The organism is Microbacterium sp. OR21, assembly GCF_047306785.1.
GTDB classification, from domain to species: domain Bacteria; phylum Actinomycetota; class Actinomycetes; order Actinomycetales; family Microbacteriaceae; genus Microbacterium; species Microbacterium esteraromaticum_E.
In genome coordinates, this window is record NZ_JAZEXJ010000001.1 from 772,475 (window position 1) to 797,456 (window position 24,982).

General features: G+C 69.9%; 23 protein-coding genes. 17 read left to right on the plus strand and 6 right to left on the minus strand.

What is annotated here, in order from left to right:
- Window positions 1–39: 39 nt before the first annotated feature.
- Both V2S04_RS03790 and rplQ read left to right on the plus strand, forming a co-directional pair.
- On the plus strand, window positions 40–1,029 hold the full coding sequence (locus V2S04_RS03790; RefSeq protein ID WP_099196938.1) for a DNA-directed RNA polymerase subunit alpha: 990 nt from the start codon (window positions 40–42) through the stop codon (window positions 1,027–1,029).
- 35 nt (window positions 1,030–1,064) lie between these two features.
- Window positions 1,065–1,580 (plus strand): 50S ribosomal protein L17, encoded by a 516-nt coding sequence (gene rplQ / locus V2S04_RS03795; RefSeq protein WP_413637141.1) that lies wholly within the window; start codon window positions 1,065–1,067, stop codon window positions 1,578–1,580.
- 81 nt (window positions 1,581–1,661) lie between these two features.
- On the opposite strand, the gene V2S04_RS03800 is transcribed toward rplQ, so the two are convergent.
- Window positions 1,662–2,927, minus strand: coding sequence for a PAS domain-containing protein (locus V2S04_RS03800; RefSeq protein WP_413637142.1), 1,266 nt, complete (start codon window positions 2,925–2,927; stop codon window positions 1,662–1,664).
- A 159-nt stretch (window positions 2,928–3,086) separates the two neighbouring features.
- Here V2S04_RS03800 and V2S04_RS03805 point away from each other — a divergent pair, with 159 nt between their 5' ends.
- The 12 genes from V2S04_RS03805 (at window position 3,087) to V2S04_RS03860 (ending at window position 14,186) form a co-directional block, all read left to right on the plus strand.
- Window positions 3,087–4,103 carry a Bug family tripartite tricarboxylate transporter substrate binding protein gene (locus V2S04_RS03805; RefSeq protein ID WP_413637143.1) on the plus strand — a complete coding sequence of 339 codons (1,017 nt, stop codon included), beginning with the start codon at window positions 3,087–3,089 and terminating at the stop codon, window positions 4,101–4,103.
- 1 nt (window position 4,104) lies between these two features.
- Complete coding sequence (locus V2S04_RS03810) at window positions 4,105–4,650, plus strand: tripartite tricarboxylate transporter TctB family protein (protein WP_413637144.1); 546 nt, start codon at window positions 4,105–4,107, stop codon at window positions 4,648–4,650.
- Complete coding sequence (locus V2S04_RS03815) at window positions 4,650–6,197, plus strand: tripartite tricarboxylate transporter permease (protein ID WP_363503241.1); 1,548 nt, start codon at window positions 4,650–4,652, stop codon at window positions 6,195–6,197. Before V2S04_RS03810 ends, V2S04_RS03815 begins: the two co-directional genes overlap by 1 nt.
- A gap of 50 nt (window positions 6,198–6,247) precedes the next feature.
- Window positions 6,248–7,045, plus strand: coding sequence for a sulfite exporter TauE/SafE family protein (locus V2S04_RS03820; RefSeq protein ID WP_413637145.1), 798 nt, complete (start codon window positions 6,248–6,250; stop codon window positions 7,043–7,045).
- Between the two features lie 58 nt (window positions 7,046–7,103).
- On the plus strand, window positions 7,104–7,565 hold the full coding sequence (locus V2S04_RS03825) for a MaoC family dehydratase N-terminal domain-containing protein (RefSeq protein WP_413637146.1): 462 nt from the start codon (window positions 7,104–7,106) through the stop codon (window positions 7,563–7,565).
- A complete protein-coding gene (locus V2S04_RS03830; protein WP_413637281.1) occupies window positions 7,565–7,966 on the plus strand; it encodes a MaoC/PaaZ C-terminal domain-containing protein in 402 nt (133 codons plus the stop codon). Before V2S04_RS03825 ends, V2S04_RS03830 begins: the two co-directional genes overlap by 1 nt.
- A gap of 16 nt (window positions 7,967–7,982) precedes the next feature.
- The gene (locus tag V2S04_RS03835) at window positions 7,983–9,119 is read left to right on the plus strand and encodes a UDP-N-acetylmuramate dehydrogenase (RefSeq protein WP_413637282.1); all 1,137 of its coding nucleotides are present in this window, start codon (window positions 7,983–7,985) and stop codon (window positions 9,117–9,119) included.
- A 1-nt stretch (window position 9,120) separates the two neighbouring features.
- Window positions 9,121–9,825, plus strand: a complete 705-nt coding sequence (locus V2S04_RS03840) for a FadR/GntR family transcriptional regulator (protein ID WP_413637147.1) — start codon at window positions 9,121–9,123, stop codon at window positions 9,823–9,825.
- A gap of 97 nt (window positions 9,826–9,922) precedes the next feature.
- Window positions 9,923–11,320, plus strand: coding sequence for a four-carbon acid sugar kinase family protein (locus V2S04_RS03845; RefSeq protein WP_413637148.1), 1,398 nt, complete (start codon window positions 9,923–9,925; stop codon window positions 11,318–11,320).
- Window positions 11,321–11,340: 20 nt separating this feature from the next.
- The gene (locus tag V2S04_RS03850; protein WP_413637149.1) at window positions 11,341–12,231 is read left to right on the plus strand and encodes an NAD(P)-dependent oxidoreductase; all 891 of its coding nucleotides are present in this window, start codon (window positions 11,341–11,343) and stop codon (window positions 12,229–12,231) included.
- Window positions 12,232–12,270: 39 nt separating this feature from the next.
- Complete coding sequence (locus V2S04_RS03855) at window positions 12,271–13,692, plus strand: GntP family transporter (RefSeq protein WP_413637150.1); 1,422 nt, start codon at window positions 12,271–12,273, stop codon at window positions 13,690–13,692.
- A 95-nt stretch (window positions 13,693–13,787) separates the two neighbouring features.
- Window positions 13,788–14,186 (plus strand): VOC family protein, encoded by a 399-nt coding sequence (locus V2S04_RS03860; protein ID WP_413637151.1) that lies wholly within the window; start codon window positions 13,788–13,790, stop codon window positions 14,184–14,186.
- 7 nt (window positions 14,187–14,193) lie between these two features.
- Here the strand turns inward: V2S04_RS03860 and V2S04_RS03865 are convergent, their stop codons facing one another.
- The 4 genes from V2S04_RS03865 to aceB form a co-directional block, all read right to left on the minus strand.
- The gene (locus V2S04_RS03865; protein WP_413637152.1) at window positions 14,194–15,396 is read right to left on the minus strand and encodes a pyridoxal phosphate-dependent aminotransferase; all 1,203 of its coding nucleotides are present in this window, start codon (window positions 15,394–15,396) and stop codon (window positions 14,194–14,196) included.
- A gap of 119 nt (window positions 15,397–15,515) precedes the next feature.
- Window positions 15,516–15,980, minus strand: coding sequence for a ribonuclease E activity regulator RraA (rraA, locus tag V2S04_RS03870; protein ID WP_363503219.1), 465 nt, complete (start codon window positions 15,978–15,980; stop codon window positions 15,516–15,518).
- 72 nt (window positions 15,981–16,052) lie between these two features.
- Window positions 16,053–17,648 carry an isocitrate lyase gene (locus V2S04_RS03875; protein WP_413637153.1) on the minus strand — a complete coding sequence of 532 codons (1,596 nt, stop codon included), beginning with the start codon at window positions 17,646–17,648 and terminating at the stop codon, window positions 16,053–16,055.
- A gap of 43 nt (window positions 17,649–17,691) precedes the next feature.
- Complete coding sequence (gene aceB, locus V2S04_RS03880) at window positions 17,692–19,350, minus strand: malate synthase A (RefSeq protein WP_413637154.1); 1,659 nt, start codon at window positions 19,348–19,350, stop codon at window positions 17,692–17,694.
- A 140-nt stretch (window positions 19,351–19,490) separates the two neighbouring features.
- Between aceB and V2S04_RS03885 the strand changes: the two genes are divergently transcribed.
- Both V2S04_RS03885 and V2S04_RS03890 read left to right on the plus strand, forming a co-directional pair.
- Window positions 19,491–20,942 carry a helix-turn-helix domain-containing protein gene (locus V2S04_RS03885; RefSeq protein WP_413637155.1) on the plus strand — a complete coding sequence of 484 codons (1,452 nt, stop codon included), beginning with the start codon at window positions 19,491–19,493 and terminating at the stop codon, window positions 20,940–20,942.
- Between the two features lie 53 nt (window positions 20,943–20,995).
- A complete protein-coding gene (locus V2S04_RS03890) occupies window positions 20,996–21,871 on the plus strand; it encodes a hypothetical protein (RefSeq protein WP_413637156.1) in 876 nt (291 codons plus the stop codon).
- Between the two features lie 125 nt (window positions 21,872–21,996).
- On the opposite strand, the gene V2S04_RS03895 is transcribed toward V2S04_RS03890, so the two are convergent.
- Window positions 21,997–23,502 carry a PucR family transcriptional regulator ligand-binding domain-containing protein gene (locus V2S04_RS03895; protein WP_413637157.1) on the minus strand — a complete coding sequence of 502 codons (1,506 nt, stop codon included), beginning with the start codon at window positions 23,500–23,502 and terminating at the stop codon, window positions 21,997–21,999.
- A 100-nt stretch (window positions 23,503–23,602) separates the two neighbouring features.
- Here V2S04_RS03895 and gabT point away from each other — a divergent pair, with 100 nt between their 5' ends.
- Window positions 23,603–24,961, plus strand: a complete 1,359-nt coding sequence (gene gabT, locus V2S04_RS03900) for a 4-aminobutyrate--2-oxoglutarate transaminase (protein WP_413637158.1) — start codon at window positions 23,603–23,605, stop codon at window positions 24,959–24,961.
- Window positions 24,962–24,982 lie beyond the last annotated feature (21 nt).

Here is a 24,982-nt window from a genome sequence, read left to right on the forward strand (position 1 = left end):
CATGTCATATAGCGGGCATGTGATCGAAAGGAACACATAGTGCTCATCGCACAGCGTCCCACTCTCACCGAGGAGAAGATCTCCGAGAACCGCAGCCGGTTCGTCATCGAGCCGCTGGAGCCCGGATTCGGATACACGATCGGCAACGCGCTGCGTCGCAGCCTGCTCTCGTCGATCCCCGGCGCATCGGTCACCACCATTCGCATCGACGGCGTGCTGCACGAGTTCAGCACGATCCCCGGTGTGAAGGAGGACGTCACCGAGATCATCCTCAACATCAAGCAGCTGGTCGTCTCCAGCGAGCGCGACGAGCCCATCACCGCGTACCTGCGCAAGACGGGCGCCGGCGAGGTCACCGCGGCCGACATCTCCGCTCCGGCGGGTGTCGAGGTGCACAACCCCGACCTGGTCATCGCGACGCTCAACGACACCGCTCGCTTCGAGCTCGAGCTGACCATCGAGCGCGGCCGCGGCTACGTCTCGGCAGCTCAGAACCGCAACGAGTACGCCGAGGCCGGCCAGATCCCGGTCGACTCGATCTACTCGCCGGTGCTGAAGGTCAGCTACCGCGTCGACGCCACCCGTGCCGGTGAGCGCACCGACTTCGACAAGCTCGTGCTGGATGTCGAGACCAAGTCCTCGATCCTCCCGCGTGACGCCGTCGCATCCGCAGCGAAGACCCTCACCGAGCTGTTCGGCCTCGCCCGCGAGCTGAACGTCGAGGCCGAGGGCATCGAGATCGGCCCCGCGCCGGTCGAGGCTGCGCTCTCCAGCGAGCTCTCCATGCCGATCGAGGACCTCGATCTGTCGGTGCGCTCGTACAACTGCCTCAAGCGCGAGGGCATCAACACCGTCTCGGAGCTGGTGGCCCTCTCCGAGACGCAGCTGATGAACATCCGCAATTTCGGACAGAAGTCGGTCGACGAGGTGCGCGACAAGCTCGTCTCGCTCGGTCTGTCGCTGAAGGATTCGGTGCCCGGTTTCGACGGCGCCCACTTCTACAGCGCAGGCGAAGACGAGTCCTTCTGAAACCCGACATCTTTCTGACCAGGAGCTAGACGATTATGCCCAAGCCCACCAAGGGTCCCCGCCTCGGAGGCGGCCCCGCACACGAGCGCCTTCTTCTCGCGAACCTCGCGGCCGCGCTCTTCACCCACAAGTCGATCAAGACGACCGAGACCAAGGCGAAGCGCCTGCGTCCGCTCGCCGAGCGCCTGATCACGCTCGGCAAGCGCGGCGACCTGCACGCGCGTCGTCGTGCGCTCACCGTGCTGCGTTCCAACAAGGACGCCGCGCACGTGCTGTTCAACGAGATCGCACCGCTGGTCGCCGACCGTCAGGGTGGCTACACCCGCATCACGAAGGTCGGCAACCGCAAGGGCGACAACGCGCCCATGGCCGTGATCGAGCTCGTCCTCGAGCCCGTCACCCCGAAGAAGAAGGCCGCGAAGCCCGCAGCCAAGACCGAGGCCCCCAAGGCCGAGAAGGCCGAGGAGGCTCCCGTCGAGGAGACCACCGAGGCTCCGGTCGAGTCGGCTGAGGAGACCACCGAGGCTCCCGCCGAGGAGAAGTCGGAGTAAGCCTTCGCTCTGCATGAGGAAGCCCGCCACCCGGAAGGGTGGCGGGCTTCTTCGCATCAGAGCACCGGCGGTGCCCGTCGGTCAGTCCCGCACGCCCTGGGCCGCCTCGATGATCCGATAACGCGTACCCGGCCGGCCCTTGGTCGAGTAATCCAGCGTGCGCACGGCGCGTCCGGTGCTGGCCAGGTGCTCGAGGTAGCGTCGGGCGCTCACCCTCGACATCCCGAGCGCCTCGCCGAGCTCGGCGGCTGACGCGTCGGGGTGCTCGTCCAGCGCGGCGACGACGCGGTCGAGGGTCTCCGAGCTGAGCCCCTTGGGAAGGCCGGCACGGCGACGGAAGGCGATGATGGCGTCCGCGGCCTCGACGCGGCGCACGACATCGTGCAGCTCGGTGTGATCGCGCAGCAGCAGGGTGGCATCGACCGCTTCGCCGTCGAGACGCGCGCCGGTGCCGCGGGCCACCAGCACGTGACTGCCCACGATCACCGGACGGCCGGCGTCCTCGCCGTCGCGCAGCACGGCGAGCAGCTCGTCGTCGAGCACGTCCGCAGCCCTCGCGCCGGTCAGCTCACCGGCATCCGCCCCCAGCAGACGAGCTGCCGCGTCGTTCGCGAGGGTGATTGTGCCCGACGCGTCGACCGTGATCACGCCCTCGCTGAGGCCGTGCAGCGTCGTCTCCTGGTTGCGCACGAGGGCGGTGATCTGGTGCGGCTCGAGCAGGTGGATGCGCCGTCTGATCACCGATGTCACCCACGCTGAGCCGAAGATCCCGAGCACGACCGCCGCCAGCATCGCGCCGATGATCCACGCGAGAGTGCCGACGAATTCACCTGTGCCCTGCGATTCGAGGATGCCGACCGAGACCGTGCCGATCACCTCGGAGCCGTCGAACACCGGCACCTTCACCCGCCACGACGGACCGAGCGTGCCTGTCTGCGTTCCCATGTAGATCTCGCCCGAGAGCGGCACCGAGGCGTCGGTCGAGACCTTCTGCCCGATCCGCTCCGGATTCGGGTGCGAGAAGCGGATGCCGTTCACGTCGGCGACCACGACGTACGTGAGATCGGATGCCCGGCGGATGGTCTCGGCGAGGGGCTGCACTGTCGCCGATGGGTCAGCGTCGTCGAACGCGTCGAGCACGACCGGCATCGACGCGATCGACTGGGCCACCGCGAGCATGCGGTCCTCGTAGGCATCGCGAATCGTGTGCGCCTGGATGATCCCGGCCGTCACTCCGGCGATCAGCGTCACCACCGAGACGATGAGAGCCTGCAGCAGGATCAGCTGCACGCGCAACGTCATCCCGCTGTGCGTCATCTGCGACGCGCGCATCATCCTCGAGGCCACTCAGCCATTCTCCCCGCCCGCGCGAGCAGCGGAAGCACCGCCGGCGGGGCATCCGAGACCAATAGTTTCGAAAGCCCGACCAATGATTTCGGAAGCAGATCCGGCCTCGGTCCGGTGCATACGGTTACCAGCATCCCCACACCGCTCAAGGAGGAGCGCATGAAGAAGACACGCACTGCACTGATCGCCGTCGCCGCGGTGGCGGCCCTCGCACTCGCCGGATGCTCGTCATCGAACACCGCCACATCGACAGGCTCGGAGGGGAAGGGCGAGGCGTCCTCCTTCACCGACGTCTCGATCATCGTGCCCGCCGATCCCGGTGGCGGGTGGGATCAGACCGGGCGCGCCATGTCGCAGGTGCTCACCGGTGGTGACATCGTCGGATCCGCCGCGGTCACGAACGTGGGCGGCGCAGGCGGCACCATCGGACTGGCGCAGTTGGCGAACGAGAAGGACCCGGCGACCCTCATGGTCATGGGGCTCGTGATGGTCGGCGCGATCGAGACGAACGCGTCTGCCGCTCGCCTCGAGGACACCACTCCGATCGCACGCCTGACCGACGAGCCGCTGGTGGTCGTCGTTCCCGAGAACTCGAAATACGACACCCTCGAGGACCTCGTCGAGGACATCGTCGACAAGGGGCAGGACGTCACCGTCACCGGGGGTTCCGCGGGCGGCGCGGACCACATCCTCGCGGGCCTGCTGCTCGAGGCTGCGGGCGTCGACGGCGCCGAGATCCCGTCGAAGCTGAACTACACACCCAACTCGGGAGGTGGCGAGGCGGTCTCGCTGCTCGTCGGCAACAAGGTCGCGGCGGGCATCTCGGGCGTCGGCGAGTTCCTGCAGTACATCGAGGACGGCTCGATGCGCGCCCTCGCCGTCTCCTCCGCTGAGCCGGTCGAGTCGCTGGCGGACGTGCCGACGATCACGGATGCCGGGTACGACGTCGTGCTGACCAACTGGCGCGGTGTCGTCGCACCCGGTGACATCTCCGAGGCCGACCGCGACGAGCTCGAGCGCATCGTCACCGAGATGCACGACTCCGACGCGTGGGCGTCGGAGCTGGAGACGAAGGGATGGGCGGATGCCTTCCTCACCGGAGACGAGTTCGACTCCTTCCTCGACGAGAGCATCACGGACGTGACTGGGACCCTGAAGAACATCGGACTGATCTGACATGGATGCTCCGGTCCTCGGGGCGAGCGGGCGGGCCGAGGCGACTCGGCCCGCCCCGCGGGTTCCCGTCGGCGAACTCGTCTTCGCCCTCCTCATGCTCGGCCTCGGCGTCTTCGCGCTCGTCGGCGCCTTCACCATCCACGTTCCGGTGGGAGTCAAGGTCGGACCGACCGTCTTCCCGATCTTCGTGTCGATCGTCCTGCTCGGCTCGGCTGCCGCTGTGCTCGTCTCGGTGCTTCGCGGCAACCGCGCGGAGGTCGAGGAGGGCGAGGACATCGATCCTGACGCCGGAACCGACTGGCTGACGCTCGCGAAGATCGTCGGAGCGGTCGTCGCTCACCTGCTGCTCATCGACGTGATCGGCTGGGCGCCGGCGGCCGCCGTGCTGTTCGGCGTCGTCGCCTGGTCGCTGGGCGCGAAGCGCTGGTGGCTCGCGTTCGTGATCGGACTCGCGCTCGGCATCGTCGTGCAGGTCGTGTTCGGCGGGCTGATGGGCCTGTCGCTGCCGTGGGGTCCTGCACTCGGATGGCTGGGAGGGATGTTCTGATGGACAGCTGGACGCTTCTTCTCGAGGGCTTCGGGACGGCTCTGCAGCCGCAGTATCTCGTGTTCGCGTTCTTCGGCGTGCTGATCGGCACCGCGGTGGGCGTGCTGCCGGGCATCGGCCCGGCGATGACGGTGGCGCTGCTGCTGCCGCTGACCTACACGCTCGACCCGACGGCGGCGCTGATCACGTTCGCCGGCATCTACTACGGCGGGATGTACGGGGGCTCGACCACGAGCATCCTGCTCAACACTCCGGGCGAATCGGCCTCCATCGTGACCGCGATCGAGGGCAACCGGATGGCCAAGCTCGGGCGCGGTGCCGCCGCGCTGGCGACGGCCGCGATCGGCTCCTTCATCGCTGGCACCATCGCGACCGTCGGCCTCACCCTGCTCGCCCCCGTGCTCGCCCAGTTCGCGGTGAACCTCGGCCCCGCCGACTACGTCGCGCTCATCGTCATCGCGTTCGTCACCGTCGGCGCGCTGATCGGCAGCTCGGTGCCGCGGGGCATGACGTCGCTGGGCGTCGGACTGTTCCTCGGGCTCGTGGGCACCGACACCCTCACTGCGCAGCAGCGCTACACGCTGGGACTGCTGCCTCTGTCGGACGGCATCGACATCGTGCTCGTCGCGGTCGGTCTGTTCGCGGTCGGCGAGACCCTCTACATCGCGGCCCGGCTGCGCCACGGCGGCATCGACGTGATCCCGGTCACCGGCGGCTGGCGCAGCTGGATGACGAGAGACGACTGGAAGCGCTCGTGGAAGCCGTGGCTGCGCGGGACGGCGATCGGCTTCCCGATCGGGACGATCCCGGCCGGCGGCGCGGACGTCGCGACCTTCCTCTCGTACGCGACGGAGCGCAAGCTGTCGAAGCACAAGAAGGAATTCGGCCGGGGTGCCATCGAGGGCGTCGCGGGACCGGAGGCGGCGAATAACGCGGCGGCGGCCGGAGTGCTCGTGCCGCTGCTGACTCTCGGCCTTCCGACGACCGCCACCGCGGCGATCATCCTCGTCGCGTTCCAGGCCTACGGTCTGCAGCCCGGCCCGCAGCTGTTCCAGAACCAGCCCGCGCTGGTGTGGGCGCTGGTGGCCAGCCTGTACCTGGGCAACGTCATCCTCATCGTGCTCAACCTGCCGCTGGTGGGTATGTGGGTGAAGCTGCTGCAGATCCCGCGGCCGTATCTGTATGCGGGCATCCTGCTGTTCGCCGCCTTCGGCGCCTACGCGCTCAACTTCGCCGTGGTCGACATCCTGATCCTCGTCATCATCGGCGTGCTCGGATACTTCATGCGTCGTTACGGATACCCGGTCGCCCCGCTCGTCGTGGGCATGATCCTGGGACCGATGGGTGAGGAGTACCTGCGCAAGGCGCTGCAGCTGAGCCAGGGCGACCTGTCGACGCTGGTCGCGCAGCCGTTCGCGGCCACCGCATACATCGTGCTCGCCGCGCTCGTCGCCGGCGGTCTCTGGCTGCGACGGCGTCAGCGGCGCTACGAGCAGGCGCTGACCGAGTCGATCGCCGTGCCGATCAAGGCCGACCAGGAGGTCTGACGCCGGGGAGAGGCGAGGGGCGCGAGGCCACCGGCGATAGTCTGAACTGCGTGAACGCAGAGCACCAGGCCATCACCCGAGGGCCTCGCGCCTACCTGTCCTTCATCGCCATCGGACTCCTCGCCGGGCTGCTGTCGGGGCTCTTCGGCGTCGGCGGTGGCACCGTGATCGTGCCGCTGCTGGTGCTGCTGCTCAGCTTCGACCAGCGCATCTCGGCGGGGACCTCGCTCGCCGCGATCGTGCCGACCGCGAGCGTCGGGGTGATCTCGTACGCCATGTCGGGCGCGGTGGCATGGATCCCGGCGCTGATCCTGGCCGCGGGCTCGGTGGTGGGCGCGCAGATCGGATCTCGACTGCTGCCGCGGGTGTCGCAGACCGCGCTGCGCTGGGGCTTCGTGGTGTTCCTGGCGGTCGTCATCGTCAGCCTGTTCCTCGTGATCCCCTCTCGCGCGGCGGAGTTCGAGCTCGGCTGGATCAACGGCATCGCTCTGGTGGCCGTGGGCGTGGTCACCGGCGTCGTCGCCGGGCTGATCGGCGTCGGTGGCGGAGTGATCATCGTGCCGGTGCTGATGCTCGGCTTCGGCACGAGCGACCTCGTCGCCAAGGGCACGTCGCTGCTGATGATGATCCCCACGGCGGTCTCGGGCACCATCGGCAACCTGCGCCACCTCAACGTCGACCTGGTGGCCGCGGCGCTGATCGGCGTCGCGGCCTGCACGACCACGGCTCTCGGCGCATGGCTGGCGACCCTGATCGACCCGCTGACCGGCAACATCCTGTTCTCCGCGTACCTCGTCGTGATCGCCGTGCAGATGGCGCTGAAGGCGATCCGCTCGCGCGCCCGCTGAGGCGTTTGCACGGCTCGCTCCGCAGGGCGCGTTCAGCGCTCCCCGGTAGGATCGATGGGTGCCCGTGAACAGTGAACTGGTCGGCAGGGAGTTCCCGCCGACGGCCCCGTACCTCGTCGGACGAGAGAAGGTGCGCGAGTTCGCGCGCGCTGTCTTCGCCGACGCCCCGCAGCACATCGACGTCGACGCGGCGCGCGCCGTCGGCTTCGCCGACCTCGTCGCACCTCCCACCTTCCCGATGGTCATCCAGGACCTCACCCTGCAGCAGCTGCTGTCCGAGCCCGACTCCGGCATCGTGCTGGCTCGCACGATCCACGCCGAGCAGCGCTTCCAGTACACCCGCCCGATCGTGGCCGGCGACGAGCTGACGGCGCAGCTGGCGGTCACGGGCATCCGGTCTCTGGGAGGCAACGCGATGATCACCAGCGAGGCGAACATCACCGACGCCGCGGGCGACCACGTCGTCACCGCGGTGAGCGTGCTGCTGGTCGGCTCCGACGCCGAAGGAGAGGCCGCGTGATGGCGCCGTTCACCGTCGGCGACGTGATCGCCGAGCGCACGCTGCACCTGACTCGCGAGTCCCTCGTGCGCTACGCCGGGGCATCCGGCGACTTCAACCCCATCCACTACCGCGACGACGTCGCCGCAGCGGTCGGCCTGCCCGGCGTGCTCGCGCACGGGATGCTGACCATGGGCCTCGCCTCGTCGGTCGTGCTGTCGGCTCTGCCCGCCGACACCCGCGTGATCGACTACGGCGTACGCTTCACCAAGCCGGTCGTCGTCGACGCGGAGAGCGGCGCGGACGTGCACGTGGTCGCCAAGGTCGGCGCGGTCGAAGAGGGCGCGGCCCGGATCGATCTCACCGTCAAGGCGGCCGAGGCGACCGTTCTCGTGAAGGCTCAGCTGCGGATCGCGCTCTGACATGGCATCCGTCGGCATCCCCGAGACCGCACCGATCGCCCTGCGCGAGCTGACCACGCTGCGCACCGGCGCCGCACCGCGACGCATGCTCGATGCGTCGACCCGCGAGCAGCTGCTCGCGGCGCTGCAGACGGTCTGGGCGGACGGCGAGGACTGGTTCGTGCTGGGCGGCGGGTCGAACCTGTTCGTGGGCGACCAGCCGTTCGACGGCACCGTGATCCGGGTGCTCACCGAGGGCATCGACGAACTGCCGTCGCCGCACGAGGGACGGATCCGCCTGCGGGTGCAGGCCGGGCACAACTGGGACGCGCTGGTCGCCTACACCGTCGAACGCGGCTACGCCGGCATCGAGGCCATGAGCGGCATCCCCGGCACGGTTGGCGCCGCGCCCGTGCAGAACGTGGGCGCCTACGGGCAGGAGATCCAGGAGACCCTGGTCGAGGTCGAGCTGATCGACGAGCACGACGACGCGCCCGTCGTCGTACCGGCGGCCGAGCTCGGGCTGGGATTTCGCACCTCGGTGCTCAAGCACCACTACGGCGAGGCGCAGGGGCGCAGGGCCGTCATCCTCTCGGTGACCCTCGACCTCGCCGTCACCGGCGGGGCGGGCCGGGTCGTGCGCGGCGAGCAGCTGCGTCGCGCGCTGGGTCTGGACGACTACGAGGCCGTGCCGCTCGCGTGGGTGCGCTCGCGGATCCTCGAGACCCGCGCCGCGAAGGGGATGCTGCTCGACGCGGACGACGCCGACACCTGGAGCGCCGGCTCGTTCTTCCAGAACGCGATCGTCCCCGAGCCGGTAGCCCGCACGCTTCCGCAGGAGTGCCCTCGCTGGCCCGTGGAGCCCGACCTCGACTCCGTCACGGTTATTCCCCTCGAGTCGTACTACGGGCTCGCGCCGCGCGAGGACAAGCCGGTCGGGATGGTCAAGGTGAGCGCCGCGTGGCTCATCGAGAACTCCGGCATCCGCAAGGGCTTCTCGCTGCCGCAGTCGCGCGCGGGGGTGTCGACCAAGCACGCGCTGGCCCTCACCAACCGCGGCGGCGCGACCGCCGCCGAGCTGAGCGAGCTGGCCCGCTTCATCCAGAGCAGGGTGCACGCCGAGTTCGGACTGCTGCTGCAGCCGGAGCCGGTGCTCGTGGGCGTGGAGCTGTGACGTGACCGAGCGGGTCTCTCGCACACAGTCGGTGGTCGACGGCCTGCTCGATGCGATCATCGCCGGCCGCCTCGTCGCCGGAGAGCAGCTGCCGCCCGAGGGAGACCTCGCCGCGCAGTTCGGCGTCTCGCGGCTGACGATGCGCGAGGGCGTGAAGCTGCTGCAGGCGCAGGGCGTGATCGTGCAGGTGCCCGGCAGCAGGCACCGCATCGCCCCGACCGAGGAGTGGACCGGGCTCGAGGCGGTCGTGCGGCAGGCGCGCAGCGCCGGCGCCCGTGAGCGCTCCTCGCTCGAGCTGCTCGAGATGCGCATCATGTTCGAGACGGCGGCGGCCGAACTCGCGGCGACCCGGCGGACGGATGCCGACCTCGGCGAACTCGCCGCGCTCGTGGAGCGGATGCGGGCGGCGCACGCGGCATCCGATCTCGACGCGTTCGTCACGGCCGACCTGGCCTTCCACGACGTGATCTTCCGCGCCGCGGGCAATCGCTTCCTCGTCGCGTCGATGCGTCCGCTGACGACGATGCTGCAGGAGACGCGCAGCGAGACGAGCGCGGTGCCGGCCGTTCGGGACCACGCGATCGTCGAGCACGAGGCGGTGCTCGCGGCCCTGCGCAGCGGTTCGGCGGAGGCATCGCGCGAAGCGATGGTGAGTCACATGGGCCAGACGCGCGACGACCTGCTGCACTTCGTGCACGGGCACTGACGATCCCCTCTTGGCGGATCGGCACGCATGAGGTACTCTCGATAGGTATCTGATATCAGATAGCTCACCCCGCGATCCGTTGAACGAAGGAGTTCGTGTGCACATCGACGCACTGCTCTCGCCGCTCCCTGAGGCCGTCGACCTCTCGGCCGCCGCCGTGCGCGCGCAGGTCGACCCCGCCGACGTGCTCGTCGTCCTCGACGACGACCCGACCGGCACGCAGTCCGTCGCCGGACTCCCCGTGCTGACCCGCTGGGAGCGCACCGACCTCGACGGCGCGTTCGCCACCGGCGCCGCCGCCGTCTACGTGCTCACCAACACCCGTTCGCTCGACGAGGAAGCCGCCGCCGCCCGCAACCGCGAGATCGTCGAGGTCGCCCTCGCCGCCGCATCCGACGCCGGCCGCCGGGTCACCTTCGTCTCGCGCGGCGACTCCACCCTGCGCGGGCACTTCCCGCTCGAGACCGACGTGCTCTCGGCCGAGATCGCCGCCCGCGGCGGCCGCACCCCCGCGCTCACACTGCTCGTGCCGGCCTTCCCCGACGCCGGGCGCATCACCGTCGACTCCGTGCACTACTGGGTCACCGACGGCGAGGCGACCCCGGTGGGCGAGACTCCCTTCGCCCAGGACGCCACCTTCGGCTACGCCGCCTCCGACCTGCGCGAGTGGGTCGAGGAGAAGACTGGCGGCCGCGTCCCGGCATCCGATGTCGCGAGCCTGAACATCCGCACCATCCGCTCCGGCGTCGAGGCCGTCGAGGAGTTCCTGCGGTCGCTGCCCGCCGGCACCGTCGTGCCGGTCGACGTCGTGGACGAGAGCGACATGCGAGTCGTCGCGCTCGCCCTGCACCGGATGCGCGACCTCGACGTGCTGCTGCGCGTGGGCCCGCCATACGTGCGCGCCCACATCGGCCAGGAGATCGCCGAACCGGTGCGCGCCGCCGACATCGCCTTCGCGCACGACCGCGGCGGGCTCGTCGTGGTCGGCAGCCACGTGCCGCTGACCACCGCGCAGCTCGAGGCGCTGAAGGCGGCCCGTCCGCAGACGGTGACCATCGAGCTCGACGTGCGGGCGCTGATCGGGGCCGAGCGCGAGACGCACCTCGACGCGCAGGCGAAGGCGGCCGCCGCCGCGCTCGCCGACGGAACCGTCATCGTGCACACCACCCGCGAGCTCATCACGGGCGCCGACGGCGACGAGAGCCTCGACATCGCCCGCCGCGTCTCCAGCGGCGTCGTCGACCTCGTGCGCCGCGTGCTCGCGATCGCCCCGCCGCGCTTCGTGATCGCGAAGGGCGGCATCACCTCGAGCGACGTCGCCAGCGAGGCGCTCGAGATCCGCAGGGCCACCGTGCTCGGCCCGATGCTGCCAGGTCTCGTCTCGCTCTGGCAGCCCGAGACCGGCCCCGCGGTCGGCATCCCCTACATCGTCTTCGCCGGCAACGTCGGCGACGCGGACTCCCTGGCCACTGTCGTCGCGACCCTGGCCGACTGACTCCCTCTGGAAGGAACACCATGACATCCACCGTCGCTGTCATCGGTCTCGGCGCCATGGGGCTGCCGATGGCCACCCGACTCGCCGAGCGCTTCGAGGTGCGCGGCTTCGACATCGCCGCCGAGCGCGTCGCGCTCGCCGCCGAGTCGGGCGTCACCGCCGCATCCTCGGCCGCAGAGGCCGTGGCGGATGCTGAGGCCGTGCTCGTCGCCGTCCGCACCGGTGGCCAGCTGAACGACCTGCTGTTCGGTGAGGGCGGCCTCGCGCAGCACCTCGCCGACGGCGCCGTCGTCATCCTCACCAGCACGGTGGGTACCGGCGGCATCGGCGAGATCGCCGAGCGCCTCGCCGCGCACGGCGCGCAGCTCGTCGACGCCCCGCTGTCGGGCGGCCCGGTGCGCGCGGGCGAGGGCGACCTGCTCATCGTCGTCGGCGCCACGCCGGATGCTCTCGCGATCGCCCGTCCGGTGCTCGAGCAGCTCGCTTCCGCCCTGACCATCGTGGGCGACAAGCCCGGCGACGGACAGGCGCTGAAGACCGTCAACCAGCTGCTGTGCGGCGTGCACATCGCCGCCGCGGGCGAGGCCCTCGCCCTCGCCGACGCGCTCGGCCTCGACCGCGAGAAGACGCTCGCGGCGCTCACCGCCGGCGCGGCGAACTCGTTCATGCTCGGCAACCGCGGGCCGCGTGCCCTGCAGGCCTACGACGAGGGCGGCGCCGAGGTGCTCAGCCGTCTCGACATCTTCGTGAAGGACATGGGCATCGTCGGCGACGCCGCGCGCCGCGCCCACCTCTCCACCCCGGTCGCAGCTGCCGCCGAGCAGCTGTTCCTCCTCGGCGAAGCGCAGGGCCTCGGCGCCCTCGACGACTCCGCCGTCATCCGCGTCGTCGCACCCGAACGACTGTCCTGAGCGCGCCGTCGCGCCTTAGCTGAAAGAAGAGATCCAGAGATGCTTCCTCTTCCGATCCTCATCCTGATCGGCCTGGCAGGCCTCGGCCTGCTGCTCCTGCTCATCATCCGGTTCAAGATGCAGGCGTTCTACGCCCTCATCCTGGTGTCGATCATCGTCGGCCTCGCGGCCGGTCTGCCGCTGACGACGATCCCCGCCGACGGCGACATCCCCGAGAGGCTCGGCGTCATCCAGGCGATCATCGCCGGTGTCGGCGGCACCCTCGGCTCGGTCGCCGTGCTCGTCGCGCTCGGCTCGATGCTGGGCAAGATCATCGAGCTCTCCGGCGGCGCCGAGTCGCTCGCCGGCCGGTTCACCAGCTGGCTCGGCCCGAAGCGGGTCGGCATCGCGCTCGTCGTGGCCGCCGGCATCCTGGCGATCCCGGTGTTCTTCGACGCGGGATTCATCATCCTCATCCCGATCATCTTCGCGTTCTCGAAGGTCGCCGGTCTGAACCCGGTGAAGTTCGGCCTGCCGGTCGCCGGCATCATGCTCGCCGTGCACGTCGCGGTGCCCCCGCACCCCGGCATCGTGGGCGGCTCGGCAATCCTCGGCGCCGACATCGGCTGGGTCACCATCCTGGCACTGGGCGTCTCGGTGCCCCTCGCCGTGCTCGCCTACCTGGTCGGCAAGTGGCTGAACCGTCGCGAGTACGCGATGATCGCCGCGACCAAGGAGATGTTCGACGGCTTCGGCACCGAGCGCTCGACCGTCAAGGCCGGACTCGGCGAGGGCGAGAAGGCGCCGGGCGCCGGCACCGTGCTTGGACTCATCCTGCTGCCGCTCGTGCTCATCATGCTCGGCACCGCCGTCGCGCCCGCGTTCGAGAAGGGCTCGTTCTGGAACGGCCTGCTCACCATGATCGGTCAGCCGATCTTCGCGCTCATGGTCGCCATCGCCGCGGCAATGTACTTCCTCGGCATCCGTCGCGGCTGGTCGGCCGCGCACCTCGGCGAGGTCATGGAGTCGGCGCTGCCCTCGGCGGCCGTCATCATCCTCGTCACCGGTGCCGGTGGCGCCTTCGGCCGCATCCTCACCGAGACGGGCATCGGCGGCGCTGTCGCCAACACGCTCGCCTCGACCGGGATGCCGCTCATCCTCGCCGCGTTCCTCATCTCGCAGATCATGCGCGCCGCGCAGGGCTCGGCGACCGTGGCGATCGTCACGACGGCCGGCCTGCTGCTGCCCACGGTCACCGCCCTGGGACTCGACACCGTGCACACCGCTCTCGTGGCGATCGCCATCGGATACGGCGCCCTCGGCCTCAGCCACGTGAACGACTCGGGCTTCTGGGTCGTCACCCGCTACCTCGGCCTCTCGGTCAAGGACGGTCTGCGCACCTGGACGCCGCTGACCACGGTGCTCGGCGTCGCCGGGTTCCTGATCACCTGGCTGCTGTACGTGCTGATCCCGGTCGCCTGATCGGCATCCCTCCGACGGCCGTCGCCCCTCCCGGGCGGCGGCCGTCGTCGTGTCGGGGATGAGGAATGTCGGTGGATGGGGCGTAGCATCGCGGGATGAGCGGACTGATTCCCTACCTGCTGTTCGCCGGCGTCGCGGCAGAGGCGCTGCGACACTACGAGATGATCTTCGGCGGTGAGCTGAAGATGTTCACCTACGAGCAGGCCGGCCGCACCGACGGTCCCGGCGACGCGATCGCGCACGGGATGCTGCTGAACGGCCCCGTCGAGCTCGCCGGAGCGGATGCTGCGACGGGCGACGACACCGTGCAGATGAGCGGCATGTTCTTCTCACTGCTCGGCACGGCCGAACCCGAGGTGCTGGCGCGCTGGTTCGACGCGCTCGCCGAGGGAGGCACGGTCATTGATCCGCTGCAGAAGCGCCCCTGGGGCGACCACGACGGCACGCTGACCGATCGCTACGGCGTGCCGTGGCTGATCGGCCACCAGGGGTGAGCTGCGGTCAGGAGGCGAACAGGCGCTGCAGGCGCTGCACGCCCTCGAGTAGCTGGTCGTCGCCCAGGGCGTACGACATGCGGATGTAGCCCGAGGGTCCGAAGGCCTCGCCGGGGACGACCGCGACCTCGGCCTGCTCGAGGATGAGGTCGGCGAGCTCGAGCGAGGTGGTCGGCGTGACACCTCCCCACGTGCGGCCGAGAAGGCCCTGCACGTCGGGGTAGACGTAGAACGCGCCCAGTGGGTTGGGCACCACGAGTCCGTCGATCTTCGACAGCTCCGACACGATCAGGCGCCGCCGGCGGTCGAAGGCCTCGCGCATCCGCTCCGCCTCGTCCTGCGGACCGGTGAGGGCCGCGATCGCACCGCGCTGCGCGACGTTGTTCACGTTGCTCGACAGGTGCGACTGCAGGTTGCCGGCGACCTTGATCGCATCGGCCGGGCCGACCATCCAGCCCACCCGCCAGCCGGTCATCGCGTACGTCTTCGCGACGCCGTTGACGAGGATGGTCTGCCCGGCGATCTCGGGGAGCGCCTCGACGATCGACGTCGCCGTGACGCCCTCGTACGTGAGGTTCTGATAGATCTCGTCGCTGATGACCCAGATGCCGTGCTCGAGAGCCCACTGGGCGATCGTCTTCGTCTCGTCGGCGGTGTACACCGAGCCGGTCGGGTTCGACGGCGAGACGAACACGAGCACCGTGGTGCGCTCGGTGCGCGCGGCCTCCAGCTGCTCCACGGTGACCTTGTACTCCTGCTCGGCGCCGGCGAAGACCTCGACCGGAACGCCGTCGGCGAGCTGGATCGCCTCCGGGTAGGTCGTCCAGTACGGCGCGGGCAGCAGCACCTCATCGCCGGGGTTCACCACGGCCTGGAAGGCCTGGTACACGGCCTGCTTGCCGCCGTTGGTGACGATCACCTGGCTGGGCGCGACCTCGAGACCCGAGTCGCGCCGCGTCTTCGCGACGATCGCCTCACGCAGCTCGGGCAGTCCGGCAGCCGGCGTGTAGCGGTAGTTCGCCGGGTTCGCGAGGGCCTCGGCTGCGGCATCCACGATGAACTGCGGAGTCGCGAAGTCGGGCTCTCCGGCGGCGTACGAGATGACGGGCTTGCCCTCGGCCTTCAGGGCCTTGGCCTTGGCATCCACCTTCAGCGTGGCGGACTCGGCGATGGCGGACAGTTTGCGGGAGAGAGGAGCGCGTGCGGTCACGATTCCGATGGTACTCGCGGGGCCGAGTCCCGAGCAGTCCGAGACGATGGCCAGAGACGAGGAAACCGCGGCATCCGGAAAGAACCCGGGAAATTCCGCTGCGTCGGCTCGGCAGCGGATCAGCGCTCGACGAGGATGCCGTCCTCATCGGCGAACAGCAGGGCGCCGGGGCGGAAACGCACCTCGCCGAACGAGAGCACCACGTCCACCTCGCCGACGCCGTCCTTGCGGCTCTTGCGCGGGTTCGTGCCGAGCGCCTTCACCCCGAGCGGCATCGTGGCGAGCGCGGCGCTGTCGCGCACGCAACCGTGGATCACGACGCCCGCCCAGCCGTTCTCGACCGCGCTCTGCGCGATCATGTCGCCCATGAGCGCCGAGCCGAGGGATCCGGCGCCGTCGACGACGAGCACCGCACCGTCGCCGGCGGTCGCGAGCACCTGCTTGACGAGCTGGTTGTCCTGAAAGCACCGCACGGTGCGGATCGGCCCCTCGAACGCGGTCGCGCCGCCGAAGGAGCGCAGCTGCAGCGGCAGCGACTGCAGCTCCTCGCCGCGGGCGTCGTACAGGTCTGCGGTGGAGGTCATGAGGTTCTCCTCTCGGATACGAGGGGAGGGGTCGGATGCTGCGGCATCCGACCCCTCCCCGCCGAAGGTCGGTCAGCTGAACTGGTTCATCGTGTTGTGCTGGCCGCCCGCCTTGAGGGCCGCCTCGCCGGCGAAGTACTCCTTGTGGTTGTCGCCGAGGTCGGAGCCTGCCATGTTCTGGTGCTTGACGGTGGCGATCCCGCCGCGGATCTCGCGGCGCTGCACGCCCGCGACGTACGCCAGCATGCCCTCGTCGCCGAAGTAGCCCTTGGCGAGGTCATCGGTCGACAGCGCGGCCGTGTGGTAGGTCGGCAGCGTGATCAGGTGGTGGAAGATGCCCGCCCGCGCCGAGCCGTCGCGCTGGAAGGTGCGGATCTTCTCGTCGGCGAGTGCGGCGAGCTCGGTGTCGTCGTACTCGACGCCCATGAGCCGGTCGCGATCGTACGCCGAGACGTCCTCGCCGCGCTCGACCAGCAGGTCGTACGCCTGCTGACGGAAGTTCAGCGTCCAGTTGAACGACGGGCTGTTGTTGTAGACGAGCTTCGCGTTCGGGATCACCTCGCGGATGCGGTCGACCATGCCGGCGATCTGCTCGATGTGCGGCTTCTCGGTCTCGATCCAGAGCAGGTCGGCACCGTGCTGCAGCGAGGTGATGCAGTCGAGCACGACGCGGTCGGCGCCGGTGCCGGGGCGGAACTGGTACAGGTTGCTCGCCAGGCGCTTCGGCCGCAGCAGCCTGCCGTCGCGCTTGATCACGACGTCACCGTCGCCGAGGTCGGACGCTGCGATCTCGTCCACGTCGAGGAACGAGTTGTACTGGTCGCCCAGATCGCCGGGGCGGTGCGAGACGGCGATCTTCTGCGTGAGGCCGGCTCCCAGCGAGTCGGTGCGCGCCACGATGATGCCGTTGTCGATCCCCAGCTCGAGGAAGGCGTAGCGCACCGCGTTGATCTTCGCGAGGAAGTCCTCGTGCGGCACGGTGACCTTGCCGTCCTGATGACCGCACTGCTTCTCGTCCGACACCTGGTTCTCGATCTGGATGGCGCAGGCGCCCGCCTCGATCATCTTCTTCGCGAGCAGGTAGGTGGCCTCGGGGTTGCCGAAGCCCGCGTCGATGTCGGCGATGATCGGCACGACGTGGGTCTCGAAGCCGTCGATCTGCGACTGGATGAACTCCGCCGCCGTGTCATCCCCGGCTGCGCGGGCCTCGTCGAGCTGGGTGAACAGGAGGTCGAGCTCACGGGCATCCGCCTGGCGCAGGAACGTGTACAGCTCCTCGATCAGCGCGGGAACCGCCGTCTTCTCGTGCATCGACTGGTCGGGGAGGGGCCCGAACTCCGAGCGCAGCGCGGCGACCATCCACCCCGACAGGTAGAGGTAGCGCTTCTTCGTCGACTTCAGATGCTTCTTGATCGAGATCATCTTCTGCTGGCCGATGAAGCCGTGCCAGACGCCGAGCGACTGGGTGTAGAGGGAGGAGTCGGCGTCGTACTCCTGCATGTCGCGGCGCATGATGTCGGCGGTGTACTGCGCGATCTCGAGTCCCGTGCGGAATCGGTTCTGCGCACGCATGCGCGCGGCCGATTCGGGGTCGATGGCACTCCAGCCGGCGCCCTGCGCGGCCTTGAGCTGCTGGATGGCGTCGATGTCGTCCTGGTAGCGGGTCATGGCGGATCCTTCGTGTCGGGGGGAATGGTCGGTGGGGAGTCGGTCAGTCGGTCAGGTAGCGCGAGTACGCCGGCAGGGTGAAGAAGGCCGGGAACTCGGGCTGCAGGGCGACCTCGCGGAAGATCGCGGCGGCGTCGTCGAAGCGGTCGCCGTCGCCGCGCGGGGCCTCAGCGAGCACCTGGTGGATCAGGCCCTCGACGTGCTCGACCGTGATCGCGGTGCCCTCCTCGGTGCGGCGGTCCTGGTGGATCCACTGCCATACCTGCGAGCGGCTGATCTCTGCGGTGGCCGCGTCTTCCATGAGGCCGTCGATCGCTACGGCGCCCTGGCCGCGCAGCCATGCCTCGAGGTAGCGGATGGCCACCGACACGTTCTCGCGCACGCCGGTCTCGGTCACCGGCCGGCCGATGCGCAGGTCGAGCAGCTGCGATGCCGTCACCTCGACGTCGTCGCGCCGGCGGTCGAGCTGGTTCGGCCGATCGCCGAGCACCGCGTCGAACTCGGCCTGAGCGGCGGGGATCAGGTCGGGGTGAGCCACCCACGTTCCGTCGAAGCCGTCGCCGGCCTCGCGGCGCTTGTCGGCGGCGACCTTCTCGAGCGCCCGCTCGGTCGTCTCGGCGTCGTTGCGGTTGGGGATGAACGCGCTCATTCCGCCGATCGCGTGCGCTCCGCGCTTGTGGCAGGTCTGCACCAGCAGCTCGGTGTACGCCCGCATGAACGGCACGGTCATCGTGACCTCGCTGCGGTCAGGCAGCACGAAGCGCGCGCCGCGGCCGCGGTAGTTCTTGATGATCGAGAAGATGTAGTCCCAGCGGCCGGCGTTGAGGCCCGCGCAGTGGTCGCGCAGCTCGTAGAGGATCTCGTCCATCTCGAAGGCGGCGGGGAGGGTCTCGATCAGCACCGTCGCGCGGATGGTGCCGTGGCGCAGGCCGAGGTACTCCTCGCTGAACGAGAAGACGTCGTTCCACAGCCGGGCCTCTTCGCTGGACTCGAGCTTGGGCAGGTAGAAGTACGGTCCACGGCCGGCGTCGATGAGCGCCTTCGCGTTGTGGAAGAAGTACAGCCCGAAGTCGATCAGCGATCCGGATGCTGCGAGCCGGCGCCCCGTGCGGTCTGTGAAGTCGATGTGCTTCTCGCTCAGGTGCCAGCCGCGCGGGCGCATCACGATCGTGGGGGTCTGCTCGGCGGTCACGCGGTACTGCCTGCCATCGGCGGAGGTGTGTGTGAGCTCGCCGCGGATCGCGTCGCGCAGCGACAGCTGGCCGCCGATGATGTTGCGCCAGGTCGGGCTGGTCGCGTCCTCCAGGTCTGCGAGCCACACCCTGGCGCCGGAGTTCAGGGCGTTGATGGTCATCTTCGGGTCGGTGGGGCCCGTGATCTCGACGCGGCGGTCCTCGAGGCCGGGGCCGGCCCCTGCGACGCGCCAGTCGGCGTCGTCTCGGATGTGGGCGGTGTCCTCGCGGAAGCGCGGGTCGTGGCCGTTGCCGATCTCGAACCGACGACGCATGCGATCGGCAAGGCGGTCGTGGCGACGCCCGCCGAAGCGGTGGTGCAGCTCGGTGAGGAACGCGAGGGCCCCGGTGGTCAGGATCTCGTCCTGACGGTCGAGCTGCGGTCCGGTGATGTGCAGCGTCGGGCCGAGTCCGGCGGAGACGGCGGCGTCGAGGGTGCGCGTGGGAGCGGTGGCCGTGGTGATGCTCATGATCTGTCTCCTCCGTGAGATGTGTGGTCGGCCCGCGGAACCGGGCCGTGACACCACTGTGTGTGAAGAACAGCGACGCGGTTGACAGATCCGGGGGAGAAGTTGGGACGAATTTCTGTTTTTGTGACAGACTTCCTCGCATGACCCCGGATCAGGCTCACGACGACTCCGACGCGCTCACCATCGGCCGGCGCATCCGCCAGCTGCGCACGGCTCAGGGGATGACCCTCGAAGAGCTCGCCGGACGCATCGACCGCGCGCCCAGCCAGGTGTCGATGTTCGAGACCGGCAAGCGCGAGCCGAAGCTGACCCTGCTGCAGACGATCGCCAAGGTGCTCGGCACCAGTCTCGACGGGCTGCTCGAGGGCGAGCCGCTCGACGAGCGAGCCACGAAGGAGATCGCCCTCGAGCGCGCCATGAAGGGCCAGACGTTCCGTGCGCTCGGCATCCCGGCGTTCCGGATCGGGAAGTCCCTGTCGGATGACGCGATCGATGCGATGCTCGCGCTGCACGGCGAGATCGAGCGGCTGCGCGATGAGCGCGCCGCGACGCCCGAGGAGGCGCGCCGCGCCAACCTCGAGCTGCGCCATCTGATGCGCAGGCAGGACAATTACTTCGCCGACCTCGAGGCGCAGGCCCGCGGGATCCTCGACGCCGTCGATCACCCCGGGGGGCCGCTCACGCAGCGCACCGCGTCCGAGATCGCCGCGCACCTGGGGTTCACGCTGCACTACGCGCCCGACCTGCCGCAGTCGACCCGCAGCGTCGCCGACCTCGCGCACGGCCGGCTGTATCTCTCGAGCAGCATTCCCGCCAAGGGCGATGCCCGCACGGCCGTGCTGCAGGCTCTGTCGAGCCGCATCCTCGGGCACTCCGAGCCGCGCAGCTACGCCGAGTTCCTGCGCCAGCGGGTCGAGACGAACTACCTCACCGGCGCACTGCTCGTGCCCGAATCCCACGTCGTGCCGGTGCTGCAGGACGCCAAGGAGCGCCGCGCCATCTCGATCGAAGATCTGCGTGACGCGTACTCGGTGTCGTACGAGACCGCCGCGCATCGCTTCACCAATCTGGCGACGCGGCACCTGGGCATCCCGGTGCACTTCCTCAAGGTGCACGAGTCGGGCACCATCACCAAGGCGTACGAGAACGACGACGTGAACTTCCCGACCGACCGCCTCGGCTCGATCGAGGGGCAGATGTGCTGCCGTCGCTGGACGAGCCGCGAGGTCTTCGACGTCGACGACCGCTTCAACCCGTATTACCAGTACACCGACACGGGCAACGGCACATACTGGTGCACGGCCCGCGTCGAGCCGTCCAGCGAGGGCCTGCATTCGGTGAGTGTGGGCGTGCGCTTCGACGACACGAGGTGGTTCGTCGGCCGTGACACGCCCAACCGCGGGGTGTCGAAGCACTCCGTCGAGGCGTGCTGCCGGCGCGCTCCCGCCGAACTCGAGCAGCGCTGGCGCGACCAGGCCTGGCCGAATGTGCGCACCCCGCGCACCCTGCTCGCGACGCTGCCGACCGGATCGTTCCCCGGCGTCGACACGACGGATGTGTACGAGTTCCTCGAGGCGCACGCCCCGCGCTGAGCGCGGCGACGACGGTCGCTAGTCTGGCGTGCGTGACGTCAGGGAGGGGACGCATGAGCGCGCGCAGGGCATCGATCGAGCCGGACCGGGTTTCGGAGGAGCCGATGGACGACCCGCATCCGTTCCGCACCGATCTGCGGGCGATGCTCGGCGGCGCGAACCTGGTCGTGCTGATCATCGCGATCGCCGGCGGTGTGTGGGGCGTGTTCGACACGCTGACCGACGCCGGCGGCGACCGCCCCTGGGGCACGCTCTCGATCGCCGCACCCGGCATCTACGCGGGGTGGTGCATGCTCGAGATCGCCTGGAAGCGGCTCTCGCAGGTCGCCACCGTGCTGCTGCGGATGGTGACCTCGTGCTTCGTCGCCCCGCTGTTCGTCGCCGTGCCGGTCGGGGTCGTGCAGGCGATCGCCGTCGCGTTCCCGGGCGTGCGACAGGCGATCGACGATGCCACGGCCGCCAACGACGATTTCCACTACTGGTGGAGCGAGGGACTCGGCGCCCAACTCGCCCTCGTGCCCGGTGCCGGGTACGTCGTCGGGATGTGCGTTCCGCTCGCGGTGCTGTTGATCATCGTGATGCCGGTGATCTCGTTGCGTGCTCCGAGGATCGCGGCAGAGGGTTCGCACCTCGAGAAGGTCGAGCCGGGGCGCCGTGATGCGGCGACCGCCTTCGTGTTCGTCGGGCTCGGGGCGACGACCCTCGGCATCGGGCTGTGGCTGTTCGGAGACGGCGGCAGCATCGTCGAGTTCCCCGAGGGCGTGGCGCGGCTCCTGAGCGCGGTGCCTTTCGGCTATGTGATGTGGGACGAGGCCGTATGGCTGATCGGCGTCGTGCTGGTGGTGCTGGGCGTCGCGGCGATGGCGTGGGGTTGCGTGCGGGTGCTCATCGCCCGTGGCCGGGCGGCAGCGGAGGAGCCCGGGCGCTGATCGTGTCGGACCCCGCGTGCGCCTGGCGCGGGAATGTGGGCTTCGCGCGGACGGATGCTTATGACCGGTCCGCGGCAGGTGCGCATCTCCGCGCGGAGCGTACGCCGACCCTCACCGCGTGGGCCTCAGCCGGCCGCCCGAAGCGTCGCCCACAGCTCCGCGCGTGCGGGGAACGAGGTGAGGTCGCTGCCGAGCACCGCGGCAGCCTGCGCGATCCGCGTGCGCAGGGTGTGCCGGTGGATGCCCAGAGCCGCGGCGGTCTGCTCGCTGTGCGCGTCGTGCTCGAGCCAGACCCGCAGAGTGCGCTCGAGCTCGGACCCGGCGGTCGCGTCGTGTGCGCGCAGCGGTGCGAGGCGGGTGCGGGCCAGAGTGCGCGTCTCGCTCGAGACGAGGGCGTCCAGCACCCCGCCCGAGCCCACGTCGTGATACTCGATCACCCCGTCACCGCCCGAGCGCTGCAGGGCGGACATCGCCTGCGCGTGAGCGTGTGCGAACTCCCGGTACTCGGCGGGCTCGGACACCCCCAACCGGATGCCGAACCTCTCCGACACCTGATCGAGAAGGGCGCGCGAGGACGCGCCCAGGCAGATCGTCAGCCCATCGGCGTCCTCGGCGACGAACGACACCGTGCCGCCGACGGCGCGCTGGCGTTCGAACCAGCCCACCACGGCGTCGACCGGGGCTCCGACGGCGACCGCGACCAGCATCGGCGCAGGCGGCAGCGCGCCGAGAGTGCGACGGGCCAGAGCGGGATCGTCGGCGCGCAGCGAGGCGAGCAGCTGAGTGTGCATCCGCCGTCGACCTCGAGCCAGCTGCTCGCTCTGCTCGAGGGAGAGACCCGCCATGGCGATGGCGGTCGTGATGACCGCCCGTGCCTCCGCGTCGATGGGGCTGAGGTCCACCCCGATCACGCCCTTGAGCTGACCGCTGCGGCCGAAGGTGAACAGCGTGACCGTGCGGTCGGGGCCGTCGAGTGATCGGCTCGCGGTGGTTCCACGGGCGAGCAGCTCCGCCACGGCATCCGCGACAGCCTCCCCGCCGTGCGGGAGGGGTTCCGGATGCTCCTGCGCGATCGCCCCGCTCGAGTCGAACAGCCCCACCCAGCACCCGAGGCGTCGGGCGAGCTCTGCGAGGGTCGCCTCCAGCCCGCGGGGTCGCAGCGCCGCAACGGCGAGGGCGCGCTGCACCTCCAGCGCCCAGGTGCGCCGGGCGTAGGCGTGGGCGGCCATCGCTTCGGCGTGCGCGCGGGCGACGGCGAGGAACGGGATGTCGTAGGGCACATCGAACAGCGCGAGTCCCGCGTCGACACAGGCGGCCACGAGCTCGTCGGGCGGCCCGAGGCGGTGCACGCCGGATCCGAACCCCAGGGCCCGCACTCCGCGGCGCACGAGCCGCGCGACGTAGGCGGTGACACCCGCCTCGTCGCGCTCCGCGAACTGACTGCCGGTCGTGAGCAGCAGCAGATCGTCGGCGAGGAACGGAGTCGGGTCGACCAGGTCGGAGCTGTGCACCCAGCGCACCGGCAGCTCGAGGGCCCCCTCGGGGAGCGCATCCTCCGCCGTCACCAGGCTCAACCGCAGCTCGGGGTGCCCGAGAAGAGTGCGCAGCGTCGGGGCGGGGGCCGGCTCCACGGCGCCTCCTCAGGGTGAATGTACAACCGGGCGAACGATTCCTCACAAGTGTACGCGCCGGCGAATGCATGCCGCCGTGACCCAGTCGTAGCCTCGCCTCATGACCCTCACCGACGAGACCTCCACGATTCCCGCAGGCGGACCCACCCTCGAGCAGGTCCGTCGCATCGTCACAGAGCTGCCCGGGCCGCGCTCGGCAGCGATCCTGGCCCGCAAGGCCGACGCCGTCGCATCCGGCGTCGCGCACTCCATGCCCGTCTCGGTCGTGGCTGCCGGTGGCGGCGTCGTCGTCGACGCCGACGGCAACTCGCTCATCGACCTCGGCTCCGGCATCGCCGTGACCAGCGTCGGCAACGCGCATCCCAAGGTCGCCGCCGCCGTCGCAGCCCAGGCCGCGCAGTTCACCCACACCTGCTTCATGGTCTCGCCGTACGAGTCGTACGTCGACGTCGCCGAGGCGCTCAACCGTCTCACGCCGGGCGACTTCGCGAAGAAGACCGCCCTGTTCAACTCCGGTGCAGAGGCCGTCGAGAACGCCATCAAGATCGCCCGCAAGCACACCGGCCGACAGGCGGTGGTCGCCTTCGACCACGGTTACCACGGCCGCACCAACCTCACCATGGCGCTGACCGCGAAGGCGATGCCCTACAAGGCCGGCTTCGGTCCGTTCGCCCCCGAGATCTACCGCGTGCCGGGCTCGTACCCGTACCGTGACGGCCTGACCGGCGCCGAGGCGGCCAAGCGCGCCATCACTCTCATCGAGAAGCAGATCGGCGCCGACAGCCTGGCCGCCGTGATCATCGAGCCGATCCAGGGTGAGGGCGGGTTCATCGTCCCGGCCGACGGGTTCCTCGACGCGGTCGTGGCCTGGTGCCGCGAGAACGGCGTCGTCTTCATCGCCGACGAGGTGCAGACCGGCTTCGCCCGCACCGGCGCGATGTTCGCCAGCGAGATCTTCCGCATCGAGCCCGACCTGATCACCACCGCCAAGGGAATCGCCGCCGGCCTGCCGCTCGCCGGCGTCACCGGTCGCGCCGAGATCATGGACGCCGCCCACGCGGGCGGCCTCGGCGGCACGTACGGCGGCAACCCGATCGCCTGCGCCGCCGCGCTCGCCGCCATCGACGCATTCGAGAACGACGGACTGGTCGAGCGCGCCCAGCAGATCGGCACGGTGCTCACCGAGCGCCTTCGCGCGATCCGCGAGAACGACCCGCGGCTGGGCGACATCCGCGGACACGGCGCCATGATCGCCGTCGAGTTCGTCGACGCCGAGACCGGCGCCCCGGACGCCGCGCTGACCGGGGCCGTGGCGAAGGCCTGCGTGGCCGAGGGTGTCATCATCCTCACCTGCGGAACGTTCGGCAACGTCATCCGCTTCCTGCCGCCTCTGTCGATCGGCGACGACCTGCTGAACGAGGGCATCGACGTCCTCGCCGCCGCGCTCGAGCGCGCCTGAGACGGTCGGCCGCGACCCTGG

What these genes read in the sequence shown, in the direction of transcription:
- rplQ (WP_413637141.1), top strand. Translation starts at nt 1,065, where the DNA reads ATGCCCAAGCCCACCAAGGGTCCCCGCCTCGGAGGCGGCCCCGCACAC.
- V2S04_RS03805 (WP_413637143.1), top strand. Translation starts at nt 3,087, where the DNA reads ATGAAGAAGACACGCACTGCACTGATCGCCGTCGCCGCGGTGGCGGCC.
- V2S04_RS03810 (WP_413637144.1), top strand. Translation starts at nt 4,105, where the DNA reads ATGGATGCTCCGGTCCTCGGGGCGAGCGGGCGGGCCGAGGCGACTCGG.
- V2S04_RS03815 (WP_363503241.1), top strand. Translation starts at nt 4,650, where the DNA reads ATGGACAGCTGGACGCTTCTTCTCGAGGGCTTCGGGACGGCTCTGCAG.
- V2S04_RS03830 (WP_413637281.1), top strand. Translation starts at nt 7,565, where the DNA reads ATGGCGCCGTTCACCGTCGGCGACGTGATCGCCGAGCGCACGCTGCAC.
- V2S04_RS03850 (WP_413637149.1), top strand. Translation starts at nt 11,341, where the DNA reads ATGACATCCACCGTCGCTGTCATCGGTCTCGGCGCCATGGGGCTGCCG.
- V2S04_RS03855 (WP_413637150.1), top strand. Translation starts at nt 12,271, where the DNA reads ATGCTTCCTCTTCCGATCCTCATCCTGATCGGCCTGGCAGGCCTCGGC.
- V2S04_RS03860 (WP_413637151.1), top strand. Translation starts at nt 13,788, where the DNA reads ATGAGCGGACTGATTCCCTACCTGCTGTTCGCCGGCGTCGCGGCAGAG.
- rraA (WP_363503219.1), bottom strand. Translation starts at nt 15,980, where the DNA reads ATGACCTCCACCGCAGACCTGTACGACGCCCGCGGCGAGGAGCTGCAG.
- V2S04_RS03875 (WP_413637153.1), bottom strand. Translation starts at nt 17,648, where the DNA reads ATGACCCGCTACCAGGACGACATCGACGCCATCCAGCAGCTCAAGGCC.
- aceB (WP_413637154.1), bottom strand. Translation starts at nt 19,350, where the DNA reads ATGAGCATCACCACGGCCACCGCTCCCACGCGCACCCTCGACGCCGCC.
- V2S04_RS03885 (WP_413637155.1), top strand. Translation starts at nt 19,491, where the DNA reads ATGACCCCGGATCAGGCTCACGACGACTCCGACGCGCTCACCATCGGC.
- V2S04_RS03890 (WP_413637156.1), top strand. Translation starts at nt 20,996, where the DNA reads ATGAGCGCGCGCAGGGCATCGATCGAGCCGGACCGGGTTTCGGAGGAG.
- gabT (WP_413637158.1), top strand. Translation starts at nt 23,603, where the DNA reads ATGACCCTCACCGACGAGACCTCCACGATTCCCGCAGGCGGACCCACC.